20 protein-coding genes and 1 tRNA gene are annotated in these 21,128 nt (G+C 49.0%); 13 read left to right on the forward strand and 8 right to left on the reverse strand.

Going from position 1 to position 21,128, the window contains the following annotated elements:
* The 3 genes from EOO50_RS16320 to EOO50_RS16330 form a co-directional block, all read right to left on the reverse strand.
* Positions 1 to 2,657: error-prone DNA polymerase (locus tag EOO50_RS16320; protein ID WP_290841355.1), on the reverse strand; the 2,657-nt coding region annotated here is incomplete at its 3' end.
* A complete protein-coding gene (locus EOO50_RS16325; protein ID WP_290841356.1) occupies positions 2,630 to 4,120 on the reverse strand; it encodes a DNA polymerase Y family protein in 1,491 nt (496 codons plus the stop codon). The genes EOO50_RS16320 and EOO50_RS16325, both read right to left, overlap by 28 nt.
* Positions 4,120 to 4,824, reverse strand: coding sequence for a hypothetical protein (locus EOO50_RS16330; RefSeq protein WP_290841357.1), 705 nt, complete (start codon positions 4,822 to 4,824; stop codon positions 4,120 to 4,122). The genes EOO50_RS16325 and EOO50_RS16330 overlap by 1 nt, the downstream gene beginning before the upstream one ends.
* A 99-nt stretch (positions 4,825 to 4,923) precedes the next feature.
* Between EOO50_RS16330 and EOO50_RS16335 the strand changes: the two genes are divergently transcribed.
* The 12 genes from EOO50_RS16335 (at position 4,924) to moaCB (ending at position 15,801) form a co-directional block, all read left to right on the forward strand.
* Positions 4,924 to 5,730 (forward strand): helix-turn-helix domain-containing protein, encoded by an 807-nt coding sequence (locus EOO50_RS16335; protein WP_290841358.1) that lies wholly within the window; start codon positions 4,924 to 4,926, stop codon positions 5,728 to 5,730.
* A 186-nt stretch (positions 5,731 to 5,916) separates the two neighbouring features.
* Positions 5,917 to 7,038 carry an XdhC/CoxI family protein gene (locus EOO50_RS16340; protein WP_290841359.1) on the forward strand — a complete coding sequence of 374 codons (1,122 nt, stop codon included), beginning with the start codon at positions 5,917 to 5,919 and terminating at the stop codon, positions 7,036 to 7,038.
* A 10-nt stretch (positions 7,039 to 7,048) separates the two neighbouring features.
* Positions 7,049 to 8,029 carry a GTP 3',8-cyclase MoaA gene (moaA, locus tag EOO50_RS16345; protein ID WP_290841360.1) on the forward strand — a complete coding sequence of 327 codons (981 nt, stop codon included), beginning with the start codon at positions 7,049 to 7,051 and terminating at the stop codon, positions 8,027 to 8,029.
* On the forward strand, positions 8,029 to 8,625 hold the full coding sequence (locus tag EOO50_RS16350; protein WP_290841361.1) for a nucleotidyltransferase family protein: 597 nt from the start codon (positions 8,029 to 8,031) through the stop codon (positions 8,623 to 8,625). Before moaA ends, EOO50_RS16350 begins: the two co-directional genes overlap by 1 nt.
* Entirely contained in the window at positions 8,622 to 9,800 is a 1,179-nt protein-coding gene (glp, locus tag EOO50_RS16355; RefSeq protein WP_290841362.1) for a gephyrin-like molybdotransferase Glp, read from the forward strand. The genes EOO50_RS16350 and glp overlap by 4 nt, the downstream gene beginning before the upstream one ends.
* Before the next feature lie 28 nt (positions 9,801 to 9,828).
* The gene (locus EOO50_RS16360) at positions 9,829 to 11,823 is read left to right on the forward strand and encodes a TonB-dependent receptor (RefSeq protein ID WP_290841363.1); all 1,995 of its coding nucleotides are present in this window, start codon (positions 9,829 to 9,831) and stop codon (positions 11,821 to 11,823) included.
* A gap of 84 nt (positions 11,824 to 11,907) precedes the next feature.
* Positions 11,908 to 12,642, forward strand: a complete 735-nt coding sequence (locus EOO50_RS16365) for a sulfite exporter TauE/SafE family protein (RefSeq protein ID WP_290841364.1) — start codon at positions 11,908 to 11,910, stop codon at positions 12,640 to 12,642.
* Between the two features lie 2 nt (positions 12,643 to 12,644).
* On the forward strand, positions 12,645 to 13,142 hold the full coding sequence (locus EOO50_RS16370; protein WP_290841365.1) for a molybdopterin-binding protein: 498 nt from the start codon (positions 12,645 to 12,647) through the stop codon (positions 13,140 to 13,142).
* Complete coding sequence (locus EOO50_RS16375) at positions 13,142 to 13,363, forward strand: MoaD/ThiS family protein (RefSeq protein WP_290841366.1); 222 nt, start codon at positions 13,142 to 13,144, stop codon at positions 13,361 to 13,363. The genes EOO50_RS16370 and EOO50_RS16375 overlap by 1 nt, the downstream gene beginning before the upstream one ends.
* Positions 13,363 to 14,466, forward strand: coding sequence for a HesA/MoeB/ThiF family protein (locus EOO50_RS16380; protein WP_290841374.1), 1,104 nt, complete (start codon positions 13,363 to 13,365; stop codon positions 14,464 to 14,466). Before EOO50_RS16375 ends, EOO50_RS16380 begins: the two co-directional genes overlap by 1 nt.
* The gene (locus tag EOO50_RS16385; protein WP_290841367.1) at positions 14,459 to 14,899 is read left to right on the forward strand and encodes a molybdenum cofactor biosynthesis protein MoaE; all 441 of its coding nucleotides are present in this window, start codon (positions 14,459 to 14,461) and stop codon (positions 14,897 to 14,899) included. The genes EOO50_RS16380 and EOO50_RS16385 overlap by 8 nt, the downstream gene beginning before the upstream one ends.
* On the forward strand, positions 14,899 to 15,801 hold the full coding sequence (gene moaCB, locus EOO50_RS16390) for a bifunctional molybdenum cofactor biosynthesis protein MoaC/MoaB (RefSeq protein ID WP_290841368.1): 903 nt from the start codon (positions 14,899 to 14,901) through the stop codon (positions 15,799 to 15,801). Before EOO50_RS16385 ends, moaCB begins: the two co-directional genes overlap by 1 nt.
* Here moaCB and EOO50_RS16395 read toward each other — a convergent pair whose 3' ends face one another.
* The 5 genes from EOO50_RS16395 to EOO50_RS16415 form a co-directional block, all read right to left on the reverse strand.
* Positions 15,802 to 16,932 carry a cysteine desulfurase family protein gene (locus EOO50_RS16395; protein ID WP_290841369.1) on the reverse strand — a complete coding sequence of 377 codons (1,131 nt, stop codon included), beginning with the start codon at positions 16,930 to 16,932 and terminating at the stop codon, positions 15,802 to 15,804.
* Between the two features lie 60 nt (positions 16,933 to 16,992).
* Positions 16,993 to 19,155: a molybdopterin cofactor-binding domain-containing protein gene (locus EOO50_RS16400; protein ID WP_290841370.1), complete on the reverse strand. Its 2,163-nt coding sequence runs from the start codon at positions 19,153 to 19,155 to the stop codon at positions 16,993 to 16,995.
* A gap of 25 nt (positions 19,156 to 19,180) precedes the next feature.
* Entirely contained in the window at positions 19,181 to 19,798 is a 618-nt protein-coding gene (locus tag EOO50_RS16405; protein WP_290841371.1) for a hypothetical protein, read from the reverse strand.
* A gap of 6 nt (positions 19,799 to 19,804) precedes the next feature.
* Entirely contained in the window at positions 19,805 to 20,272 is a 468-nt protein-coding gene (locus EOO50_RS16410) for a (2Fe-2S)-binding protein (RefSeq protein ID WP_290841372.1), read from the reverse strand.
* A gap of 330 nt (positions 20,273 to 20,602) precedes the next feature.
* Positions 20,603 to 20,676 (reverse strand) — tRNA-Ala (locus EOO50_RS16415).
* An 83-nt stretch (positions 20,677 to 20,759) separates the two neighbouring features.
* Here EOO50_RS16415 and EOO50_RS16420 point away from each other — a divergent pair.
* Positions 20,760 to 21,128 (forward strand): enoyl-CoA hydratase/isomerase family protein (locus EOO50_RS16420; protein ID WP_290841373.1); only part of this gene is annotated, 369 nt, incomplete at its 3' end.

Genomic DNA, 21,128 nt, shown 5'->3' on the forward strand with positions numbered 1-21,128 from the left:
GCCGAAACTTCCCAAAGCGCGCGCCTCCTGTCGAGCCCGATCGATCTAAAAGCATCGGCGTCGGCCAAACGTTCAAGCGCGAACATGGAAACGCCCGCGTCCAAAAGCGAATGGATCTGATGAAAACCCGTTTTTCTGGCACCGACCAAACGCTCAACATCTTCCTGCCCCAATCCCTTTATTTGTCGAAATCCGAGTCGTAGCGCGCAATAATCGTTAACTTTTTCTTCCAGGATGCAATCCCATTGCGAATAATTGATGTCAATGGGACGCACTTCGACATTGTGGTTTTTGGCATCGATGACGATTTGCGCGGGTTGATAGAATCCCATCGGCAGACTATTGAGCAGCGCGGCGGCGAAAACGTCGGGATGATAGCATTTCAGATATGAAGAAACATAGACCAAAAGCGCAAAACTCGCGGCATGGCTTTCAGGAAAACCATACGATCCGAAGCCTTCGAGCTGACGGAACACGCGTTTGGCGAACGCTTCGTCATAGCCTTTCCTGACCATTCCTTCCACGAGTTTTATTTCCCAATCGCTGACTTTTCCTTTGGCTTTGAATGTCGCCATGCTTCGGCGTAAACCGTCGGCTTCGGCAGGCGTGAAACCCGCGGCCACGATGGCGATTTCCATGGCTTGTTCCTGAAAAAGCGGAACGCCTTTCGTGCGACCCAAAATATTTTCGAGTTCTTTTGACGGAAACGTAACTTCCTCAAGCCCGTCGCGACGTCGCAAATACGGATGCACCATATCGCCCTGTATCGGGCCGGGCCGCACGATCGCGACCTCGATGACCAGATCGTAGAAACAACGAGGCTTCAACCGCGGCAACATCGACATTTGGGCGCGGCTCTCAATTTGGAACACACCCAATGTGTCGGCTTTGCAGATCATATCGTAAACATTCATGTCGTCCTGCGGAATATTCGCCAACGTGTACGATTTCGCGTAGTGTTTTTTGCACAAATCGAACGCCTTCCGGATACAGGTGAGCATGCCGAGCGCCAAAACATCGACTTTCAAAAACCCTAAAGTCTCGATGTCGTCCTTGTTCCATTCGATGTTCGTGCGGTTTTCCATGCGTGCGTTCAGGATTGGGCACAAATCTGAAAGTTTGCCTCGCGTTATGATAAAACCGCCCGTATGTTGGCCGAGTTGACGTGGAAATCCAACATACTGGCGCGTCAAATCGAGTACTTTCATCAAATGCGGATCTTTGGGATTGAAACCTTCAGACGAGATGCGGTCGCTTTGCATCCAATCGTCGGTAAATTCCCAGATCGAGCTCGAAAGCCGCCCGATCGCATCGACCGACATTCCCATTGCCTTCGCCACGTCGCGGATTGCGCCTTTGTTGTGGACTTGCGTGACGGTCGCCACGATCGCGGCACGGTCGCGTCCGTACTTTTCGTAAATATACTGGATGACTTCCTCTCGCCTTTCGTGTTCGAAATCCACGTCGATATCGGGCGGTTCGTCTCGCGCATCTGACATGAATCGCGCAAAAAGCAAATTGATTTTCGCCGGATTTACCGACGTTATCCCGAGGCAATAACACACGACCGAATTCGCCGCCGAACCTCGACCCTGACACAAAATATCGCGACCTCTCGCAAACCGCACGAAATCATAGACTGTCAGGAAATAGGCCGCGTAGTCTTTCCGTTCCATGAATTCAAGTTCGAACTTGATTTTTTCTTCGATCCCAGCGGGTATTTCATCTCCGAATTGCTCGCGGGCGCCTTGCCAGGTCAGCATTTCCAACTCTTGATGAGGCGTTCTGCCGCCCGATGTGATTTCTTCGGGATAGACATATTTCAGCTCGCTCAAACAAAACTGGCAGGCGTCGGCGATCTCCTGTGTGGCTGCGATCGCGTCAGGATACTCGCGGAAAAGACGTTGCATTTCATCGATGGTCTTCAAATGACGCTCGGCGTTTTGGTGCAATTTGAAACCCGCGTTGTAGATCGTGCATTTTTCTCGGACGCAGGTCAACACATCCTGTAATTGTCGGCGTTCGGGTTCGTGATAATAGACATCGTTCGTGGCGACCATCCTAACATCGAGCTCGTCACAGAGTTGCGAGATCCGGAACAAGCGCTTGTTATCGTTGGCCTGATACGACCTGTTGGCGGCCAGGTACAATGATTTTTCCAATGCATTCCTATATTCCTTCAACGCCGACTTAAATTCCTCATCGAAATCAAAATCGGAATTCATCGACAATGGCGCGATCGAGACGAATTTTAATCCTTCAGAGAATTTATACACATCGGATTTATACAAAAAACATTTTCCTTTCTCAGCTCTCTGGTTACCGACCGACAGCAACGCCGACAAATTCGCATACGCCTGCTTATTCGTCGGGTAAGCCAACAGCGGCGGCCCGTCGAGCAATTCCAGATGGCAAGCTACTATTATTTTGAACCCAGGATTTTCACTCTCGGCATTTTCCTTTTTTGCCTGCGCATAGGCACGCACGATCCCTGCCAACGTATTCCGGTCGGCGATCGCGATCCTCGAATAACCGAGTTGCTTCGCGCGCATGACGAGTTCCTCCGGATGGGAACCGCCTCGCAAAAAGCTAAAATTCGACGTGACTTGTAATTCGGTGTAACTCATGATCAGGCAAAAAATCCGTGGATGAACCATTTTGGGTTGTCGTCGTATGGTCCTAATCGGAACAGCCAAAAACGCGCACCATGTGTGTCTTCAATGCAATAATAATCTCGGAAGTGGCCGTTTTCGATCCACCATTCCTGTTCGATGCGTTCGGGTCCGTCGGCTTTCGCAACCTCGAATCGCTCTCCTTTATATGAAAATTGGATCGGCGGATAATCGGGAATCCGTACGGCAACCTCTATAATTTCAGGCTTCGTCAACAAATGGATCGGACGGGGCAAATCGCTGCGCCAATAGGTTGCAGGTTCTTCATGTAAAGACGCGGCTTGCTTTATCGAACGCTCGGGCCAATAATGTTCGGCGGGCAAGTAGCGGTTGATGTATCTCGAATCGGTTTTCGATGCCACGCGGTCGAGCAATTCGGCGATTTTCATGTCATTTTTGCCCGACGCATCCCAAATCGCGCCTTGCTCGTTGGTGACGGGTTCGACTTTGGGCGCCTCGAGTATGAAAAGCTCAAAACCCAAGGCGGGTTCGAACATCCCGATCTTGTGCTCGAACAACTTGAAAAGATGTTTGAGGCTTTTCGACGGATGTCCTGTTCCGATGTCGATCTGCTGCACGTCTCCATCGATGCGATATGCTTTAAACACGCACGAACGCAGGCCGACGCCTTCTTTTTCGAAACGCGCACACAACATTTCGAGAAGCTGTTCCAAAGCGATTTCGATTCCCGTCGCCGTACAAACCAATTCGAGAGTCGGCAATCGTTCCTGATAAGGTTCGATGGGCTTGACGGGCTGCACGATCTCGATTTGATGCCCGAGCGCCTGCGAAATCCGATGCGGCAACGTCGGTCCGAATCGCCGTCTCAACGCCGAATGTGGCATCGCGATAAAACTCCCCACGCGATCCAAACCCAATTTCTTGAGTTTCGCCAAAACAGGTTCTTCCAGTCGCAAAGCCGCCGCGGGCAACTGTATCAAAGCGTGATGCTGGCTTCCCGGTTTTACGACCTCGATTCCTGACCCGAATCGCGCCATTGCCCATGCGGCTCCGATCGTATCTGCCATCGCGACTTGGACGTGGTATCCGTAATTGCCCAATCTTGCGCGCATGCTTTCGAGGTATTTTTGTTCGCCTCCCCAAAGATGCGCGCAACCGGAACCGTCGAGGATCAATCCGTCGGGCGAGTCCACTGATGAAAACGGCGTATATCCGATGCACCATTCGGCCAGGGCACGCAACAGTTTTTGGGCTCGTCCGGCTTCGGCTTCGATGACTTCCAAATCGGGAAAAATCGCTTTGCAATCGGCCACGACCATTCCCGTGTGTATGCCTTTTTTGACGGCCAGTGCGTTGGCGGCCTTGACGAGCAGACGTCCGCGTTCGGGCGAGGCAACGACAAAGGCGACATCGCGCAGTTCGCTTTTTTTACGCACCACGTAATCCGTAAGCAAATACGGAAACCATATGGAAACATAGCGCGCCATTATCCCGCCTGACGTTCTTCGATTGCTATTTCGATATCGCGATCGGCCACTGGCACGAATCGATCCGCCGACCATCCGATTTGCCACGAACCCGGCCTGCCGTTGCGTACTTTAAGCAATTCCACGTTCCAGCAACTGTGCCCGACTCCGGGAAGCCCGTCTTGCGCAATTCCGGCTACGGGCGTTATTTTCCATCTCGTCGTGCAGGCCACGCTGTTCTCGGACTTCGGGTTGTACCGATGGATAAATCCCGTCACACCGCTGCGTTCCACGGCCAGTTGCAACCGTCGGGATTCCGTGAATCCGAGTTCCTTTATCTCGCCGACAACGGTCGTAAGCGCGTCACATTTCAAGGCTTCTTCTATCGTCCAAAGCAAATCCTGCTGTTTGTGAAGGTCGATGAAAATCACGCGTTCCGGCTTTACCCCGAAATAGGTCAGGCCAGGCGGATAGATCTTCCGATTGCGCCCGATCCACAAACAAATCCCGTCGCGATTCAGGAATGTCGAGGCGAGCGCGGTTATGAAACCATTCGTCGAAGCGGCGTCGGCGGCCTGGTAACTTAAAAATTCATGAACGGTACCGATTGGGAAAACGCGATCGGGAAACGCATCCTCGAACAGCCCGACCTGCCGTTTGGCAATTGTGCTCGACGGTTTCCCCAAGCCTTGCAACAGATTGATTTCCCGCTGCAGCTTTTTCACGATTTCTAATTTTTCGGCCTTATTCGTCATCTTCCGACTACATTTTATATATTTGTTCCTAATGCGAACAAAAGTCTGTTCTCAATAATAACATTTTCAATGGAAAGTCAAAAGTTTTTTTGGGGAATTAACATTAGTTTTTTACGCAATCGAATGAAAATCAGCCAATCCGATCTTTCATTACAATTGAACATCTCAAGATCGAAACTCGCGGGCCACGAAAGCGGAAAAACGACGAATCCGCCAATCGAGGACTTGTATAGGTTCTCGGAATTCTTCAAAATGAGCATCGATACGCTATTGAAAGTGGATTTGTCCAGACTCGGCGAACTAAAATTGCGCGAACTCGAAGCCGGAAATGACGTCTACATGGCCGGCGGAAATATTCGCGTGCTCGCCATTACGGTCGACAAAAACAACCGTGAAAACATGGAATATGTGCCCGTGAAAGCCAAAGCGGGATATCGCGCGGGCTTCCACGATCCTGAATTTCTGGCGACTTTACCCAAGTTCAACCTTCCGAACCTTCCAAAAGGCGGCACGTTCAGGATGTTTCCGACCATGGGCGACAGCATGCTTCCGATCCCTGAAAACAGCGATATCATTTGCAAATACGTCGAAAATTGGAACGACATAAAGGACAAAACCCTGTGCATCGTGATCCTCAAAGGCGAGCAGGAATTCGTATTCAAACAAGTGACGCTAAACAACAAAACCTTCGTGCTGGAATCGCTCAACTCCCAATATTCACCGTATGAAGTTACCGTCGACGAGGTCTTGGAGATTTGGAAATTCCATAGTTTCCACAGCTCGAAATTGCCCGAAAGCGCCGGCGATTTGGATGGCTTGATGAAAATGATGATGGAGATGAAGAAGGATTTGAGTTTGATTAGGGATCGGAAATGACAATATGAATTTCAAATCTTTCCCAACCAAATCCCCTTTTCTCTACCAAAATCACTGATTCCAACGCCTAAATTCCCATTACTTTCAAGAATGTGATAGCTTTGTTTATACCCGAAAGTTTCGGTGTTCGCTATAAATTGACTAATTTAAGTGTGTCAATACCAATGCGGATTTGATTTAAGCGTCATGAAAGAAATCAACGACATACTCGAAGCATATTTCTTCGCCACGGCAACGCAGAAAAAATGCGCGTTGGCGACCGTTGTTAAAGTCGAAGGTTCGTCATACCGGCAGCCCGGAGCGCGCATGTTGGTAACGCAAGACGGCATGTTGACGGGCGCAATCAGCGGCGGATGTCTCGAAGGCGACGCATTGCGAAAGGCGCTTTTGTGTATCGATCAACAGCAAAATAAGTTGATTACGTATGACACGAGCAGCGACGACGATGCCGAATTTGGCGTGCAATTGGGCTGCAACGGAATCGTCCACATCCTTTTCGAATTCATCGACGAAACCAATCCGAAGAATCCCATTTCTCTTTTAAAAAGGCTGCAGACCGAAAGGCAAGCCGCCGCCATCGCCGTTGTCTTTTCAACCGACCGAAACCAGTCGCAACCCGGAACGAGCCTGTTCTTCCGATCTGAAAGCAATTGTATTTCATCGAACGACATCGGCCAAAACCTTATCGCCGAAGCCCAATCGGCCATAAAAACGAAATCGACCAAAATAATAACCAATAATAATAGTACTAACAATAGCGAAGCGCTGATCGAATTCATTCCGCCGCCAACGTCATTGATTGTCGCTGGCGCCGGAAACGACGTGCAACCGCTCGCGAAGGCCGCATCGTTGTTAGGCTGGGAAACCACGATCGCCGACGGACGCTCAAGCCACGCCAAACAAAACCGCTTCCCCGAGGCAAAATCCGTTCTCGTCGCGAAACCGCTGGAACTCATTGAAAAAATTACGATCGATTCGAATACCTACTTCGCTTTGATGACGCACAATTACAAATACGATCTTGCGCTATTGAAATTATTGCTCGAAACCGACATTCGGTATATCGGAATTTTAGGCCCGAAAACGAAATTGGACAGGATGTTGCTTGACCTGGAATCGGACGGAATCAAAGTCACCAGCGAGCAACTTTCACGAATTTACGCGCCTATCGGCCTTGACATCGGAGCCGAAACATCAGAGGAAATAGCGATTTCCATAGTTTCCGAAATCAAAGCTGTGATGACCAATCGAAAAGGCGGTCTTCTCAAATTCAAAACCGACAAAATCCACGCTGCAACCGTAGCCTAAAAACACGAAAATGATACAGGATACTTTTGGACGCGTGCACGATTATCTCAGGATTTCCCTGACCGACAACTGCAATCTGCGCTGCTTTTACTGCATGCCCGAAGAAAAATACGCATTCGCGCCCGCGGCGAAATTGATGCAGGTCGGCGAAATCGAAACGCTTGCAAAACTGTTCGTTTCCCAAGGCGTAAAAAAAATCCGATTGACCGGAGGCGAACCTTTGGTCCGGAAAGACGCGCCAAAAATCATCGAATCGCTTGGAAAACTCGGCGTCGAACTCGCGATCACGACCAACGGAATCCGCATAAACGAAATGCTTCCCGAGCTTTTAGCGGCGAACATTAAATCGTTCAACATCAGCCTCGACACGTTGCAGCCCGACAAATTCCTCAAGATTACGCGTCGGGATTTGTACCATCGCGTCCGATCGAACATCGAATTGCTTCTCGACAACGGCATTCACCCAAAAATAAACGTCGTGGTCATGAAAGGCTTGAACGACAACGAGATTCTGGACTTTATCGCACTCACGAAACACTATCCGATCGAAGTGCGTTTCATCGAATTCATGCCGTTCGCAGGCAATCAATGGACGAGCAACCAAGTGTTTACGTTGCACGAGATGTTGCTCGAAATCAGTTCGAAATACGATGCGATTCCCGTTGCACCAAAACCGAACGACACGGCAAAAAATTATATGATTCCGGGTCACGCGGGCAGTTTCGCCGTTATCAGCACGATGAGCGAACCGTTCTGTGAATCGTGTAACCGCATGCGACTTACCGCCGACGGAAAACTCAAAAATTGCCTGTTCTCCAAAGAAGAAACCGATCTTTTGGGTGCGTTGCGAAAAGGAGAAGAAATCCTTCCGCTCATAAACGCGTCGATACAGGCAAAAGCGAAAGCGCTCGGCGGCCAGTTCAGCGGCGTTTTCGAAGACCTCGACGCGGCCAAAATCCAAAATCGAAGCATGATCACAATAGGCGGCTGATGAAGTACGAACTGGGAATAATCATTCTTGCCGCCGGAAGCTCGTCTCGCTTGGGTCGACCGAAACAATTGCTCGAATACAAAGGAAAACCGCTTTTGCAGCACGCGGTCAATGTTGCGCTCAATGTTCCCGGAAGCCGCGTCATTGTTGTCACGGGAGCGAATCACGCCGCGATTGAAAGAGTCGTCGATCTCTCAAAAGCAACCGTCGTACACAATGAAGATTGGGAAAGCGGAATGGCGTCATCGATCGGTTCGGGGCTGTACAAATTACTCGAACTCGCGCCCGAAATTTCCGAATGTATCCTCACGGTCTGCGACCAACCGTTCCTCGACGACGGGATTTTCGACAAATTGTTGATTGAATTCCTGCGCACTCGAAAACCCATAATCGCCTCGGCTTACGCAGGAACTTTGGGCGCTCCGACGTTATTTGCAAAGAAATATTTTCCCTCGTTATTGTCGCTCACGGGATTCCAGGGCGCCAAGAAAATGTTCGAGCAATACGGTCATGACGTTGCATCGGTCGCATTTGAACGAGGAAATATCGACATCGACACCCAGGAAGATTACGACCAATTAAAACAACTTTCATGATTTCAGTATCCGAAGCCAAACAAATCATTCTCGACGCCACAAATTTGACGATCATCAAGAAGAAAACCTTACTCGACGCGTTTTCACATGTGCTCGCCGAAGACGTAATCTCACCAAACGACATCCCGAATTTCGCCCAATCGTCAATGGACGGTTATGCGATAAAATTCGAGGATCGCGACGACACGCTCAAAGTCATTGGCGAAATGGCCGCCGGAACGCCCACAAAACTCACGATCCACAAAGGAGAAGCGACGCGGATTTTCACGGGCGCGCCTCTGCCCGACGGAGCCGATACGGTCGTCATGCAGGAAAAAATCCGACGCGACGGTAATAAATTGATTTTAGCCGACGACAATCTGCTCGAAGGTTTGAACGTACGACCCAAAGGTGCCGAAGCTCGGAAAGGCGAAATCGCGATTGCGAAAGGAACGTACCTTTCATCGGCCGCGCTTGGTTTTTTGGCGGGAATCGGATGCACTGACGTGGGCGTTTTCTCAGCGCCATCGGTCGCACTGATCTTGACCGGAAACGAATTGCAACAACCCGGAAAAGCGTTGGAATTCGGACAGGTTTACGAGGCTAATTCGGTGTCACTCGGAAGTGCGTTGAAGAAAGCCGGAATCACCGAAATTGAAATTTTTACGGCCGAAGATTCGCCCGAGCAATTGCAAATGGTCTTGAAATCGGCTCTTGAAAAACACGACATCATCCTTTTAAACGGTGGCGTCAGCGTCGGCGATTACGATTACGTCGTTTCGTCGGCTGAAGCTTGCGGCGTGGAACAATACTTCCACAAGATCAAACAAAAACCCGGGAAACCCTTGTTTTTCGGCACGAAACAAGAAAAACTCGTCTTCGGTTTGCCCGGAAATCCATCATCGTCGCTCACGTGTTTTTACGAATATGTGTTGCCTGCTCTTGAAAAAATCCTGCGAAAAGAAAATTCGGTGCGTGAAAACAAGGCGATTTTGACGCACGATTACGCGAAACCCGCCGGACTTACGCATTTCGTGAAAGCGTTTTATGACAACGGCCAAGTCACGCCGTTGCACGCACAGGAATCGTTCCGGCTACATTCGTTCGCGCAGGCGAATTGTTTTATCGTGCTCGACGAAGACTGCGCGGGTTGCGAGGCCGAGGATGTCGTCAACGTCCATTTGCTGCCGATCTAAACGAAACAACTGAAATTTTACCTTTTTCATGAAGAACCTTTTACTTTTCGGCATCTTGCTATCGGCGAATTGTGCCGTTTCCCAAACGACCGAAACGCAGAAAGATAGCATCAACCAGCGTTTTAAGCTTGGCGAAGTGGTCATTATAAAACCGAATGACAAGAACACCGTGAACGCCACCCAAATCGAAACGTTCGCAAAAACCGACATCGGCGACGCGCTCAATTTGATTCCGGGCGTGATACTTTCAGGCGTCGGACCCAGAAACGAATCGACCGTCCAAGTTCGCGGCTTCGATTTGCGACAGGTTCCCGTTTTGATCGACGGAATTCCAGTCTATGTTCCGTATGATGGTTATGTCGATTTGGCGCGATTCACGACGTTCGACCTGAGCGCGATCCAGGTTTCCAAAGGGTATACATCGGTGAATTACGGCCCGAATGCGCTTGGCGGAGCGATCAATCTCATTACGAGAAAACCGTCGAAAGCGTTTGAATTGAACGGCGCGACAGGATTCGTTACGGGCGGTTTCAGAAGCAATCTCAACATCGGAAGCAAATGGAAAAAGTTCTACGTCCAGGCCGGAATCTCGAAACTAAAACGCGATTATTTCCCGTTGTCAAGCGATTTTATTCCTGTCCCCAATGAAAACGGACGCCAGCGCGACAATTCGTATTCCGAGGATGAAAAATACCACATAAAAGTCGCGTTCACGCCGAATGAAAAATCCGAATACGCACTCGCTTACACCTATCAAAAAGGCGAAAAAGGCAATCCCGTTTACGCAGGAACCGATCCGCTGAACACGTTGTTGGCGCGCCCAAGATTTTGGCGTTGGCCCAAGTGGGACAAGCAAAGTTTGTATTTTATTTCGAACACGTCCATCGACAGTACGCAATCGATCAAGACGCGGTTTTATTACGACGCGTTTAAAAACCAGCTCGATTCGTGGGACGACGCGACCTACAGTGCGATGACGCGACCGTATGCGTTCCGAAGCATTTACGACGACTATTCGTTCGGCGGAATCGTCCAATATGACAAGTCGATCGGCAAACGCGACAAGATTTCGGCGTCGGTCCATTACAAACAGGACGTGCATCGCGAAAACAACGTCGGAGAACCGCAGCGCACTATGAGCGACGGTACGTTCACGGTCGCGCTTGAAAACGAATTTTTGATCACCCAAAAACTGCAGTTGCTTACGGGCGCGAGTTTCAACAACCGCTCGAGCATCGATGCCGAGGATTTCAACGGCGACACGAACTTGATCACGAATTATCCGTCGAACAGCAACAACGCGTTCAATGTTCAGGGCGGATTGGTTTACAAAGCAAATCCGAACAACACCGTTACGCTTTCAATCGGGCGCAAAACCCGTTTCGCCACGACGAAGGACCGATATTCATACAGGCTTGGAACGGCGATTCCGAATCCCGATCTCGAGGCTGAATACGCGATCAATTACGATTTGGCCTACGTCGGGAAAATCACCGAAAAACTCCAGATCTCAGGCGCGGCATTCTACAGCAAAATACACAACACGATCATGATGGTCAACAACGTCCAATTCGATCAGGAACAGAAGATTTTCCTGAGCCAGCTGCAGAATACGGGAACAAGCGAATACATGGGATTTGAAATTTCGGCCGATTACAAGATATTTCCGTCGTTTTTATTGGGCGCGAATTACACGTTCATTGAACGCAACAACCTGAGTAATCCGAACCTGAAACTCGTCGACGTCCCCAAAAACAAGTTCTTTGTTTACACGCAATACGACTGGAAAGACCGTTTGCGCGCGCAGGCGAACATGGAGCACAATTCGCGCCGATACAGCACGTCATACGGAACAACGACACGTTCGTTCCAGATTTTCAATGTGAGCGCGTCGGTAAAAGTGTACAAATGGTTCTCGATTGAAGGCGGCGTCAACAATATATTCGATAAGAATTACGAACTTGTGGAAGGCTATTTCGAAGCCGGCCGTAATTATTTCGCGAGCGTCGTCTACCGATACTAAAGTCATTAAAGACTGAATCGCCAATTTAAAAAGCACAAAGCCTAAAGCCTAAAGCCTAAAGCTTACTGCCTAAAGCAAAAATTTATGTCAATAGAACTTTTCTACATCATCCTTTTCTGCGTCGCCTTCCTTTACTCGGCAGTCGGGCACGGTGGCGCGAGCGGTTATTTGGCGCTCATGGCGTTGTACGGCGTCGCTCCCCAAGAAATGAAACCGACCGCGTTGATGCTCAATTTGTTCGTTTCGCTCACGTCGTTCATACAATATTACCGCGGGAAATTCTTCTTGCGCAATTTGTTTTTGGCGGTTTCGGCGGCGTCGGTCCCGATGGCGTTCATCGGCGGCATGATCACGCTTGAGGAAAATATCTACAAACGAATTTTGGGGATTTTATTACTGTTTCCCGTGATTCGCTTCTTCTTTTTCAAGAATCCGAAAGATGAAGAATTGAAACCGTACAACCTTTACGGAGCGCTCGCGATCGGAGCCGTCGTCGGATTGCTTTCGGGCATGATCGGAATCGGAGGCGGCATAATTTTGTCACCGATACTGCTGCTCTTATTATGGACGAACCAGAAACAGACCGCCGCCATCAGCGCGTTGTTTATTTTCGTAAATTCGATTGCAGGACTTTTGGGCCAGTTTACGAAAGGCATAGAATTCAATTCGAACATGATCATTTACGTGGCCGTCGCATTTTCGGGCGGGCTTTTGGGCGCGTATTTCGGCTCGCTCAAATTCACTCAAAACGTCCTCAAATACATCTTGGCAACCGTTTTACTTTTGGCTTCCTATAAACTTTTATTCACCACAGCTTAATTATGAAATATCTTATTTTGTTCGCGTTTTTCGTTTGCGTGTCGCTTCAGGCGCAGGTTACGACTTCGATTACCGTCGAAGGCCAGATCGCCAAACCGTTCACCGTGAAGTTCGACGATTTGAAGTCGTACAAATCCCAATCGATTGACAGCGTTACGATCTGGAACCACAAGATGGAGCGCAAATCGAGCCTCAAGGGAATCAAGGGTGTTTTGCTCAAAGACGTTCTCGAAAAGGCTGAATTCAGCGTCAATTCGCCCAAATTCCTAAGCGAATTCTACATCGTTTGTATCGCCGACGACGGATATAAAGTCGTATTCTCATGGAACGAAATCTTCAACAGCGAAACCGGAAACAAGGCTTTGATCGTGACGGAAATCGGAGGAAAACCAACAATTTCCCAAAAAGAAGGCCTCATTTTAATTACGCCGACCGATAAAGCCACGGGCCGACGCTACGTGAAAAACTTCTCAAAAATCCTGATCCAAAAAGTTCCGTAATGAAAGTATTGGCATTCGGGCAAATCGCCGAAATCACAGGCAAGGAATTCAATTTGGATGCGTCCGATGTCGAAAATTTACGTACGGGTTTGATTCGGTCGTTTCCCGAATTATCCGACAAGAAATTTGCGATCGCCGTTAACAAGAAAGTCATTTCCGAAAACATAAAATTGACGGAATCCGACGAAATCGCGCTCATGCCGCCTTATTCCGGAGGATGATGAATACACAAAACCCAAGATATGCGCGCCACTATTCACTGAAAAGTTTCGGTTTGGAAGCACAACGAGAGCTCGACAAGGCAAGCGTGCTCGTCATCGGGGCGGGCGGTTTGGGTTGTCCGGTCTTGCAATATCTGGTCGCGGCCGGAGTCGGTAAAATCGGAATCGTCGATGGAGACAAAGTCGCGCTGAGCAATTTGCAGCGACAGGTTTTGTTTGAAACTTTAGATGTCGGGAAACCCAAAGCATCGACTTCGGCCGAAAAACTGCGCAAACTAAATCCCGAAATCAAAATTGAATCCTTCGACGAAAATATCACGGTTTCCAATGCGTTCGATTTACTTTCCGATTACGAAATCGCCATCGATTGCACCGACAATTTCGCGTCACGTTATTTGATAAACGACGTTTGCGTCTTGCTCAAGAAACCGTTGGTTTTCGGCGCGATTTTTCAATTCGAAGGTCAGGTCGTGGTTTTCAATTCCAATGAAACTGCTGCGAATTACCGGGATTTATTCCCGATTCCACCAGATGCATCCGAAGTCCTCGATTGCAACGAAGCCGGCGTTTTAGGCGTACTTCCAGGGACGATCGGAACGTTGCAGGCCGTGGAAACCATAAAATTGATTTGTAGTTTGGATGGCTTGCTCACGAATAAACTATTGACGATGAATTTGTTGACGTACGAAAGTTTCGTCATCGAAATTTCACCGGACGAAAGCAACCAAAAGTCGCGTCCCAAAAACCGAAGCGACTTCGAAAACATGAACTACGATTGGTTTTGCGGAAGCGGATTGCCGAACCTCATCGAACTGGAACCATCGGAGTTTCTCGAAAAAACAAGCGAATCCGACACGTTGATAATCGACGTTCGCGAACCATCGGAAACACCAAAAGCCGAATTTGCAAACACGAACATTCCGCTGTCACGACTTTCGCAAAATATTTCCGAAATTGCCGAGACTGAAATCGTACTTTTTTGCCAAAGCGGGAAACGCAGTCTCAAAGCCGCGAAAATCCTGCAACAAAACTTCGGCGCGACCAAAAAAATCAGCCATCTGAAAGGCGGAATGATTGCCTTAAACGAACACCAAAATGGATAAACCGATCAAGAATATTTTTACGCAAGGCGCGATTTCTCCGACTTTTATTTCCGACAGCATCGCCAAACATTCATCGAAAACGAACATCGGAGCGCACAGTATTTTCCTCGGGCAGGTTCGCGCCGATGAAGTTGATGGGAAAACCGTTGCGGCCATCGACTACACGACATACGAGGAAATGTCGCTCGCAAAAATGCACGAAATCCGCGAGGAAATTTTCGCCAAATACGAACTCACATGCATGCACATCCATCACAGTTTGGGCGAAGTGAAAGCGGGCGAGATTTGTTTATTCGTCTTCACGTCTTCAAAACATAGAAAAACCGCAATCGAAGCCTGTTCCGACGTTGTCGAACGCATCAAGGCCGAGCTTCCCGTTTGGGGAAAAGAGCTTTTCGCCGACGAAACCCACCAATGGAAAACCAATAAATAATGGTAGATATTACGCACAAAACCAACACGCTCCGCACGGCAATCGCTTCGGCAACCGTCGTCGTTTCAAGGCCCGAAACGATTTCAGCTATCGAGAACCGACAAGTTCCAAAAGGCGATATTTTCGAATTTTCACGTGCCGCGGCGCTGTTTGCGATCAAGAAAACGAGCGATGTGATTCCCGATTGCCATCCGTTGCCCGTGGAATTCTCGGGGATCACGTATACAATCGAAGGACTTTCCATTTTGATTTCGGTCGAAGTCAAAACGATCTACAAAACCGGAGTCGAGGTCGAGGCCATGCACGGTGCGTCGGTCGCGGCCTTGGTGATGTACGACATGCTCAAACCGATCGACAAGAACGTTCAAATCGCAAACATAAAATTGGTCGAAAAACGAGGCGGGAAATCAGACGCGAAACATCCTACGGACTTGAAAACAGCGGTGATCGTGTGCAGCGATTCGGTCTATAAAAGTGAAAAAGAAGATACGTCCGGAAAAGCGATCATCGCCATTTTGGAGAAAAACGGATTGGAAAATACCGCTTACAAGGTAGTTCCCGACGAAATTTCAGCGATTCAAGAAGCGCTAAAAAATCAACAAGACCAATCAACCGATCTGGTGTTTTTCACGGGTGGAACCGGATTGTCAAAACGCGATGTCACGCCCGAAGCTTTATCGGATTTGATTGACACGGAGATTCCGGGCATCATGGAAACGGCTCGCGCGTATGGACAGGATCGCGTCAAAACCGCCATGCTTTCACGCGGAATTGCAGGTTTTGCAGGAGAAACTCTTGTGATTACTTTGCCTGGTTCGAAAAAAGGCGTCGAGGAAAGCCTGCAGGCGATTTTCCCACAGGTTTTGCACGTTTTCAGTGTGCGCGACAACGAACCGCATTGATTATTTCCGAAGCTCCGAAACCAAGATTTTTACGCGTTCGATCGTCGTGTCGATTTCGCGTGACGTATTGTATTTCCCGAGACTGAATCGGATCGAAGCCAACGCATTTTCATCGGACAAACCGATCGCCTTCAACACATGCGACGGTTCTGTCGACACAGCCGAACAAGCCGACCCGTTTGAAACGGCGATATTTTGCAATTGCAGAATCAATTTATCGGAATCGATTCCCGGAAAGCAAATGTTGGTTGTGTTGAACAATCGGTTCTCGATAGTTCCGTTCACGAACGCGCCGTCGATTTCCAATAACCCTTTCTCAAGCATATCGCGAAGTTTCCCGATATGTACGGCGTTTCCACCCATTTCTGACTGAGCGATCTCGCACGCCTTTCCCATCGCGACAATTCCGGGAACGTTCAATGTTCCGCTGCGACGGTTGCGTTGCTGGCCGCCTCCGTGGATCAAGGCGTGAGGTTTTTTTTTGTTGTCGGAAGAAATGTAAAGCGCTCCGATTCCTTTCGGGCCGTAAAATTTATGGGCCGAGAATACGAGGAAATCGACATCCAAATCTTTCACGTCAACCGGAATTTTGCCGACAGCCTGAGTGGCATCGGTCATGAAAAGCGCACCTTTTTCGCGGGCGATCTTGACCATTTCCTTAATCGGATTTAGGTTTCCGATTTCGTTGTTGGCGAACATTACGCTGACAAGAAAAGTATTTTCGGTTATCGCATTCTCCAATTGTCCGAGTGAAATCTCACCTTTTTCATCGACGTTCAAATACGTGACATCGAAGTCACTTTCCAAGAATCGGCATGTATCCAAAACCCCTTTGTGTTCCGAATTTACCGTTACGATATGTTTACGATTTTGATTCGGAAACCCTTTGAGTACAAGATTTATTGCCTCGGTCGCGCCCGACGTGAATACGATTTCATTGGGTTTGGAATTGATGAATTCGGCTACTTGCAAGCGAGCGTCATCGACGGCTTCGTTTGCCGAAAGTCCGAACAAATGCGCCGATCCTGAATTCGCATATTCGGAAGTAAAAAAAGGCAGCATCGCCTGGACCACGCGATCATCAGTGCGCGTCGTGGCGTTGTTGTCCAAATAAATTATCGGGTGTTGCATGTTGAAAGCCAGTTACGAATGCGCGAATGTTCAGAAATTCGAGCATTCGTGGCTAAATTACTATACCGAAGCTAAACTAAAAGGCAAAGTCCTGATCCTTTTTCCCGTCAAATCGAAAATAGCGTTCGCCAAAGCCGGAGCGAACGGCGGCAATCCCGGTTCGCCTACTCCGCCCGCATCTTCTTCGTTGTCGATGATGTGGACTTCGATTGACGGAATTTCGTTGATTCGCGGCATCGGATAGTCATAGAAATTATGTTGTTCGACCACGTTGTCTTTGAATGTAATCTGATGCGTCGTCGCGGCACCCAATCCCATCACGATCGAACCTTCGACCTGAGCGTGGATGATGTCGGGATTCACATACCAACCGCAATCCATGACGGCCCAAACCTTGTCGATCTTGACGCCTCCGTTCGGATTCTTGGAAACTTTTACGATTTGCCCGACCGTTGTTTCAAAACACTCGGTGATCGCAACGCCATAACCTTCGTTCTTCTTGCGCGTTTTCCAGCCGGAAACTTCCTCAAGTTTGTCGATGAGCTTTTGGCATCGGTCTTCCTTCAAATGGTCGCGTCGGAACTGCATCGGATCTTTTGCGGCCTCATGCGCCAATTCGTCAATGAAACTCTCATAGGCGAAACCATTCGTCGAAGCGTAAACCGAACGCCAGAAACTTACTGGAATCGTGGTTTCAAAAGGAACGTCGGCGATGCTGAGATTCTTAATGCTATCGTAGTAAGGCTTCAAAAATCCTTCGCTCGTGTTCTCATTCGGTTTGTTTTTCGGACCGCCCATCCAATGCGAAATGTTCTGGCCGGCCATTCGGAATTTCAGCGCGTCTATTTTACCGTTCCCGACCGTACCTTCGCAACGATACGAGATTCCGGGTCGGAAAGGGCCGATCGTAGCGTCGTCTTCACGTGTCCAAATTACCTGGACCGGACCGCCGATTTCTTTCGATATGGCTACGGCTTCATGCGGATAATCGGTCAAAGCCTTGCGGCCGAAACCGCCGCCCAAAAATGTCATATTTACGATGACTTTTTCTTTATCGATGCCGAATTTCTTGCCGACATAATCCTGTATCCAGCCCGGCGCTTGAACCGGGCCCCAAATCTCGATCGAATCGCCTTTATAATGTGCGATGCAATTCACGGGTTCCATTGCCACGTGCGATTGATACGGCGTTTGGTATACGACATCGAGTTTCTTCGCGGCCTTGGAAATTATTTCGGTCGGATTCCCCTGAGTCTTGAGCGACATTCCTTCCTGCGTTTTGAGGATTTCGGCGTGAGCGTTAAAGATTTCAGGCGTGCTCCAATGTTTGAATCCTGTGCTGTCCCATTCGACTTTCAACGCTTTCCGACCTTGGAGCGCGGCCCAAGTCGAATCAGCCAAAACGACGACGCCTTCACGGTTGTATTCGTAATAACCCATCGTAGTCTTAAAAACTTTTTTTACGCCGGGAACTTTGAGCGCGGCCGAAGCATCAAAACTTTTGACTTTGCCCAAATATCTCGGGTCGCGTTCCACCGAGGCGAACTGCAATCCCGGAATTCTTTTATCAAGTCCGAAAATCAGCGCGCCATTTGTCTTGAGCGGCGTGTCGATGCGCTTCAATGGCTTGCGGATGATCCGATATTCGGAGATTTTTTTGAGTTTTGGAGATTCGGGCGTCGGAAGTTTCGATGCGGCGTCGGCGACTTCCCCGTAATGTACTTTCCTGCGAGTTGGTTTGTGGAACACGTGGCCCGATTCGGCGTAACATTCTGAAACCGGAACGCTCCATTGTGCGGCCGCTGCGGCAACGAGCATTTCACGTGCCGAGGCGCTGAGTTTAAGCAGGTTTTTGTACGAAGAACGGATCGTGGAACTTCCGCCTGTGATTTGTCCGCCGTATTTTTTCTCATTTCCGATCGCGAAAATCACATTGATGTCTTTTAGATCGACCTCGAGTTCCTCGGCGACGATTTGCGGCACCGAATGATAGGAACCTTGTCCCATTTCAGCGCGGTGGTTCACGATCGTGACTTTCCCCGACGGATTGATGATGATCCACGGGCAAAGCTCGATTTCGGCAGCGGTCAGATCGGACGGGCGAACCAATGTCGGCGCGCCGTCGGCATCAAAGGCAATCCCTAGGCAAAGTGCCACGCCGCCAAGGCCTGACAGTTTGAGGAAATTCCTTCTCGTAGTATCAATGTTGTTATTTTTAGTCATCTTGGAATCTTTAGGAGTAAAGGAATTATTTCGCTGGAGCGTACGCGCCGGTTTGAAGCCAGGTCAGCCACGCTTTTTTGAATTGGGCGTGCGTCAATGGCGGAACGGTTCGGCCTTCACCTGGATTCCAGCCGGCTTTGACCAGTCCATCGTCGGCATGTGCGATGAGTTTTTTCATATCCTTGTGCCCGTTTTGCTTCGGATCCATCAATTGTTTGGCGAGTTGATGTGGCGTGCGTCCTTCGAAGACCATCTTCATGTCGGCAGGCGGCAAATGCCATTCAGGATTTCCCGGAGGCGTATGCAATCCCGGTGAATTTGACGGCTGATGGCAGTTCGAACACTTCATCGCATACAAACCTTTACCGTCTTTTCCACGTTTCGGCTGCATGCTGTGCAACACGTTGTTGTCGCCTTGAAGCGGAATGTCGCCTTTTGGATGACAATTGAGGCAACGCGGGCTCATGAGCACTTTGTAAACGTCTTTGAACGCTTTTACTGACGCGACGCTGTCCTTCTTGACGACGGGAATTTCGACGTAAACCTCGTTGGAACTTTTATGGACGACCGACGCGAACGCCACGAGCCCAAAAATCGACAACAAGCCTATTGAAATGGCTTTGTATTTTTTAAATGCAGACATAGGCGATTATATTTTTCCGTTTTTCCGAAGTTCGGCGGCGAGGTGAATGGCTTTGCGGATACGCGGATAAGTCCCGCAACGGCAAATATTTCCAGCCATTGCGTCATCGATGTCCTGATCGCTCGGGTTCGGATTCTCGCGCAGCAAAACGGCCGCCGACATGATCTGCCCCGAATGGCAATAACCGCATTGTGGCGCATCGACTTCGATCCATGCTTTTTGGGCGGGATGATCGTTATTTTTTGAAAGTCCTTCGATGGTGACGACTTTCTTTCCTTCGGCCCGGCTCATTTTCGTGACGCATGAGCGAACCGCCTCGCCGTCCAAATGCACCGTGCAGGCGCCGCATTGCGCAACGCCGCATCCGAATTTCGTACCGGTCAGCCCAAGGTTGTCGCGAAGTGCCCAAAGTAGTGGCATGTCGGGACTTACGTTGAGCGTTTCGGTTTTTCCGTTTACGTTTAATGAAATCATATTTGGTTGTTGTTTTTTTTTGAATTTGACACTTCGATTGAAAAAGTGTATTGCGTTCGTCCTCTTAAAGTTACAAAAATAATGTCAGCGGTCAGCCTCAATCAAACAATACAGATTCAATCTAAAAAGCGAATTTTCGATTTTTAAAATCCCCTAATTCTCAAAGGTCGTGTAATTCTTTTTTCGATTTTTAACTCGATTACGGTATTTTCTACCAAAATCACCGATTCGGCAAAATATCAAATTCGATTTTAAAGTTTTTTGGGGAACGAAAAAGTTCCGAAAAGAAAAAGCCTGTACTTAAGTTCGTACAGGCTTGGTGTTACTCGGTGGAGAAGATGGGGCTCGAACCCACGACCTTTTGGCTGCCAGCCAAACGCTCTAGCCAACTGAGCTACATCCCCGAGGCGAGCGCAAAGATAGTCTTTTCGTGAAAATACAAAAGTGGTTTGACCAAAAAGTGTAATTTTAGGGTAAATTTTTAAGCATGTCGCATCCGGGTTCCCTAATCGTTTCCATCGAACAAAATATTGCAACCGTGACTTTCGGGCATCCGCAGGGAAATTCGTTTCCTTCGACGCTTTTGCAGCAACTTTCAGAATCGCTCGAAACCTTGGGAAACGCCGATTCCGTTTCGCTGATCATATTGAAAAGCGAAGGCGAAGGCGCGTTTTGTGCCGGTGCTTCGTTCGATGAACTGCTCGCAATTTCCAACCTCGACGACGGAACGCGCTTTTTCTCAGGTTTCGCAAACGTGATCAATGCGATGCGGAAATGTCCGAAACTGATCGTCGGACGCGTCCATGGAAAAGCGGTCGGCGGCGGCGTCGGGCTCGCGGCGGCTTGCGATTATGTG

The organism is Flavobacterium sp., from assembly GCF_004211145.1.
Lineage (GTDB): Bacteria > Bacteroidota > Bacteroidia > Flavobacteriales > Flavobacteriaceae > Flavobacterium.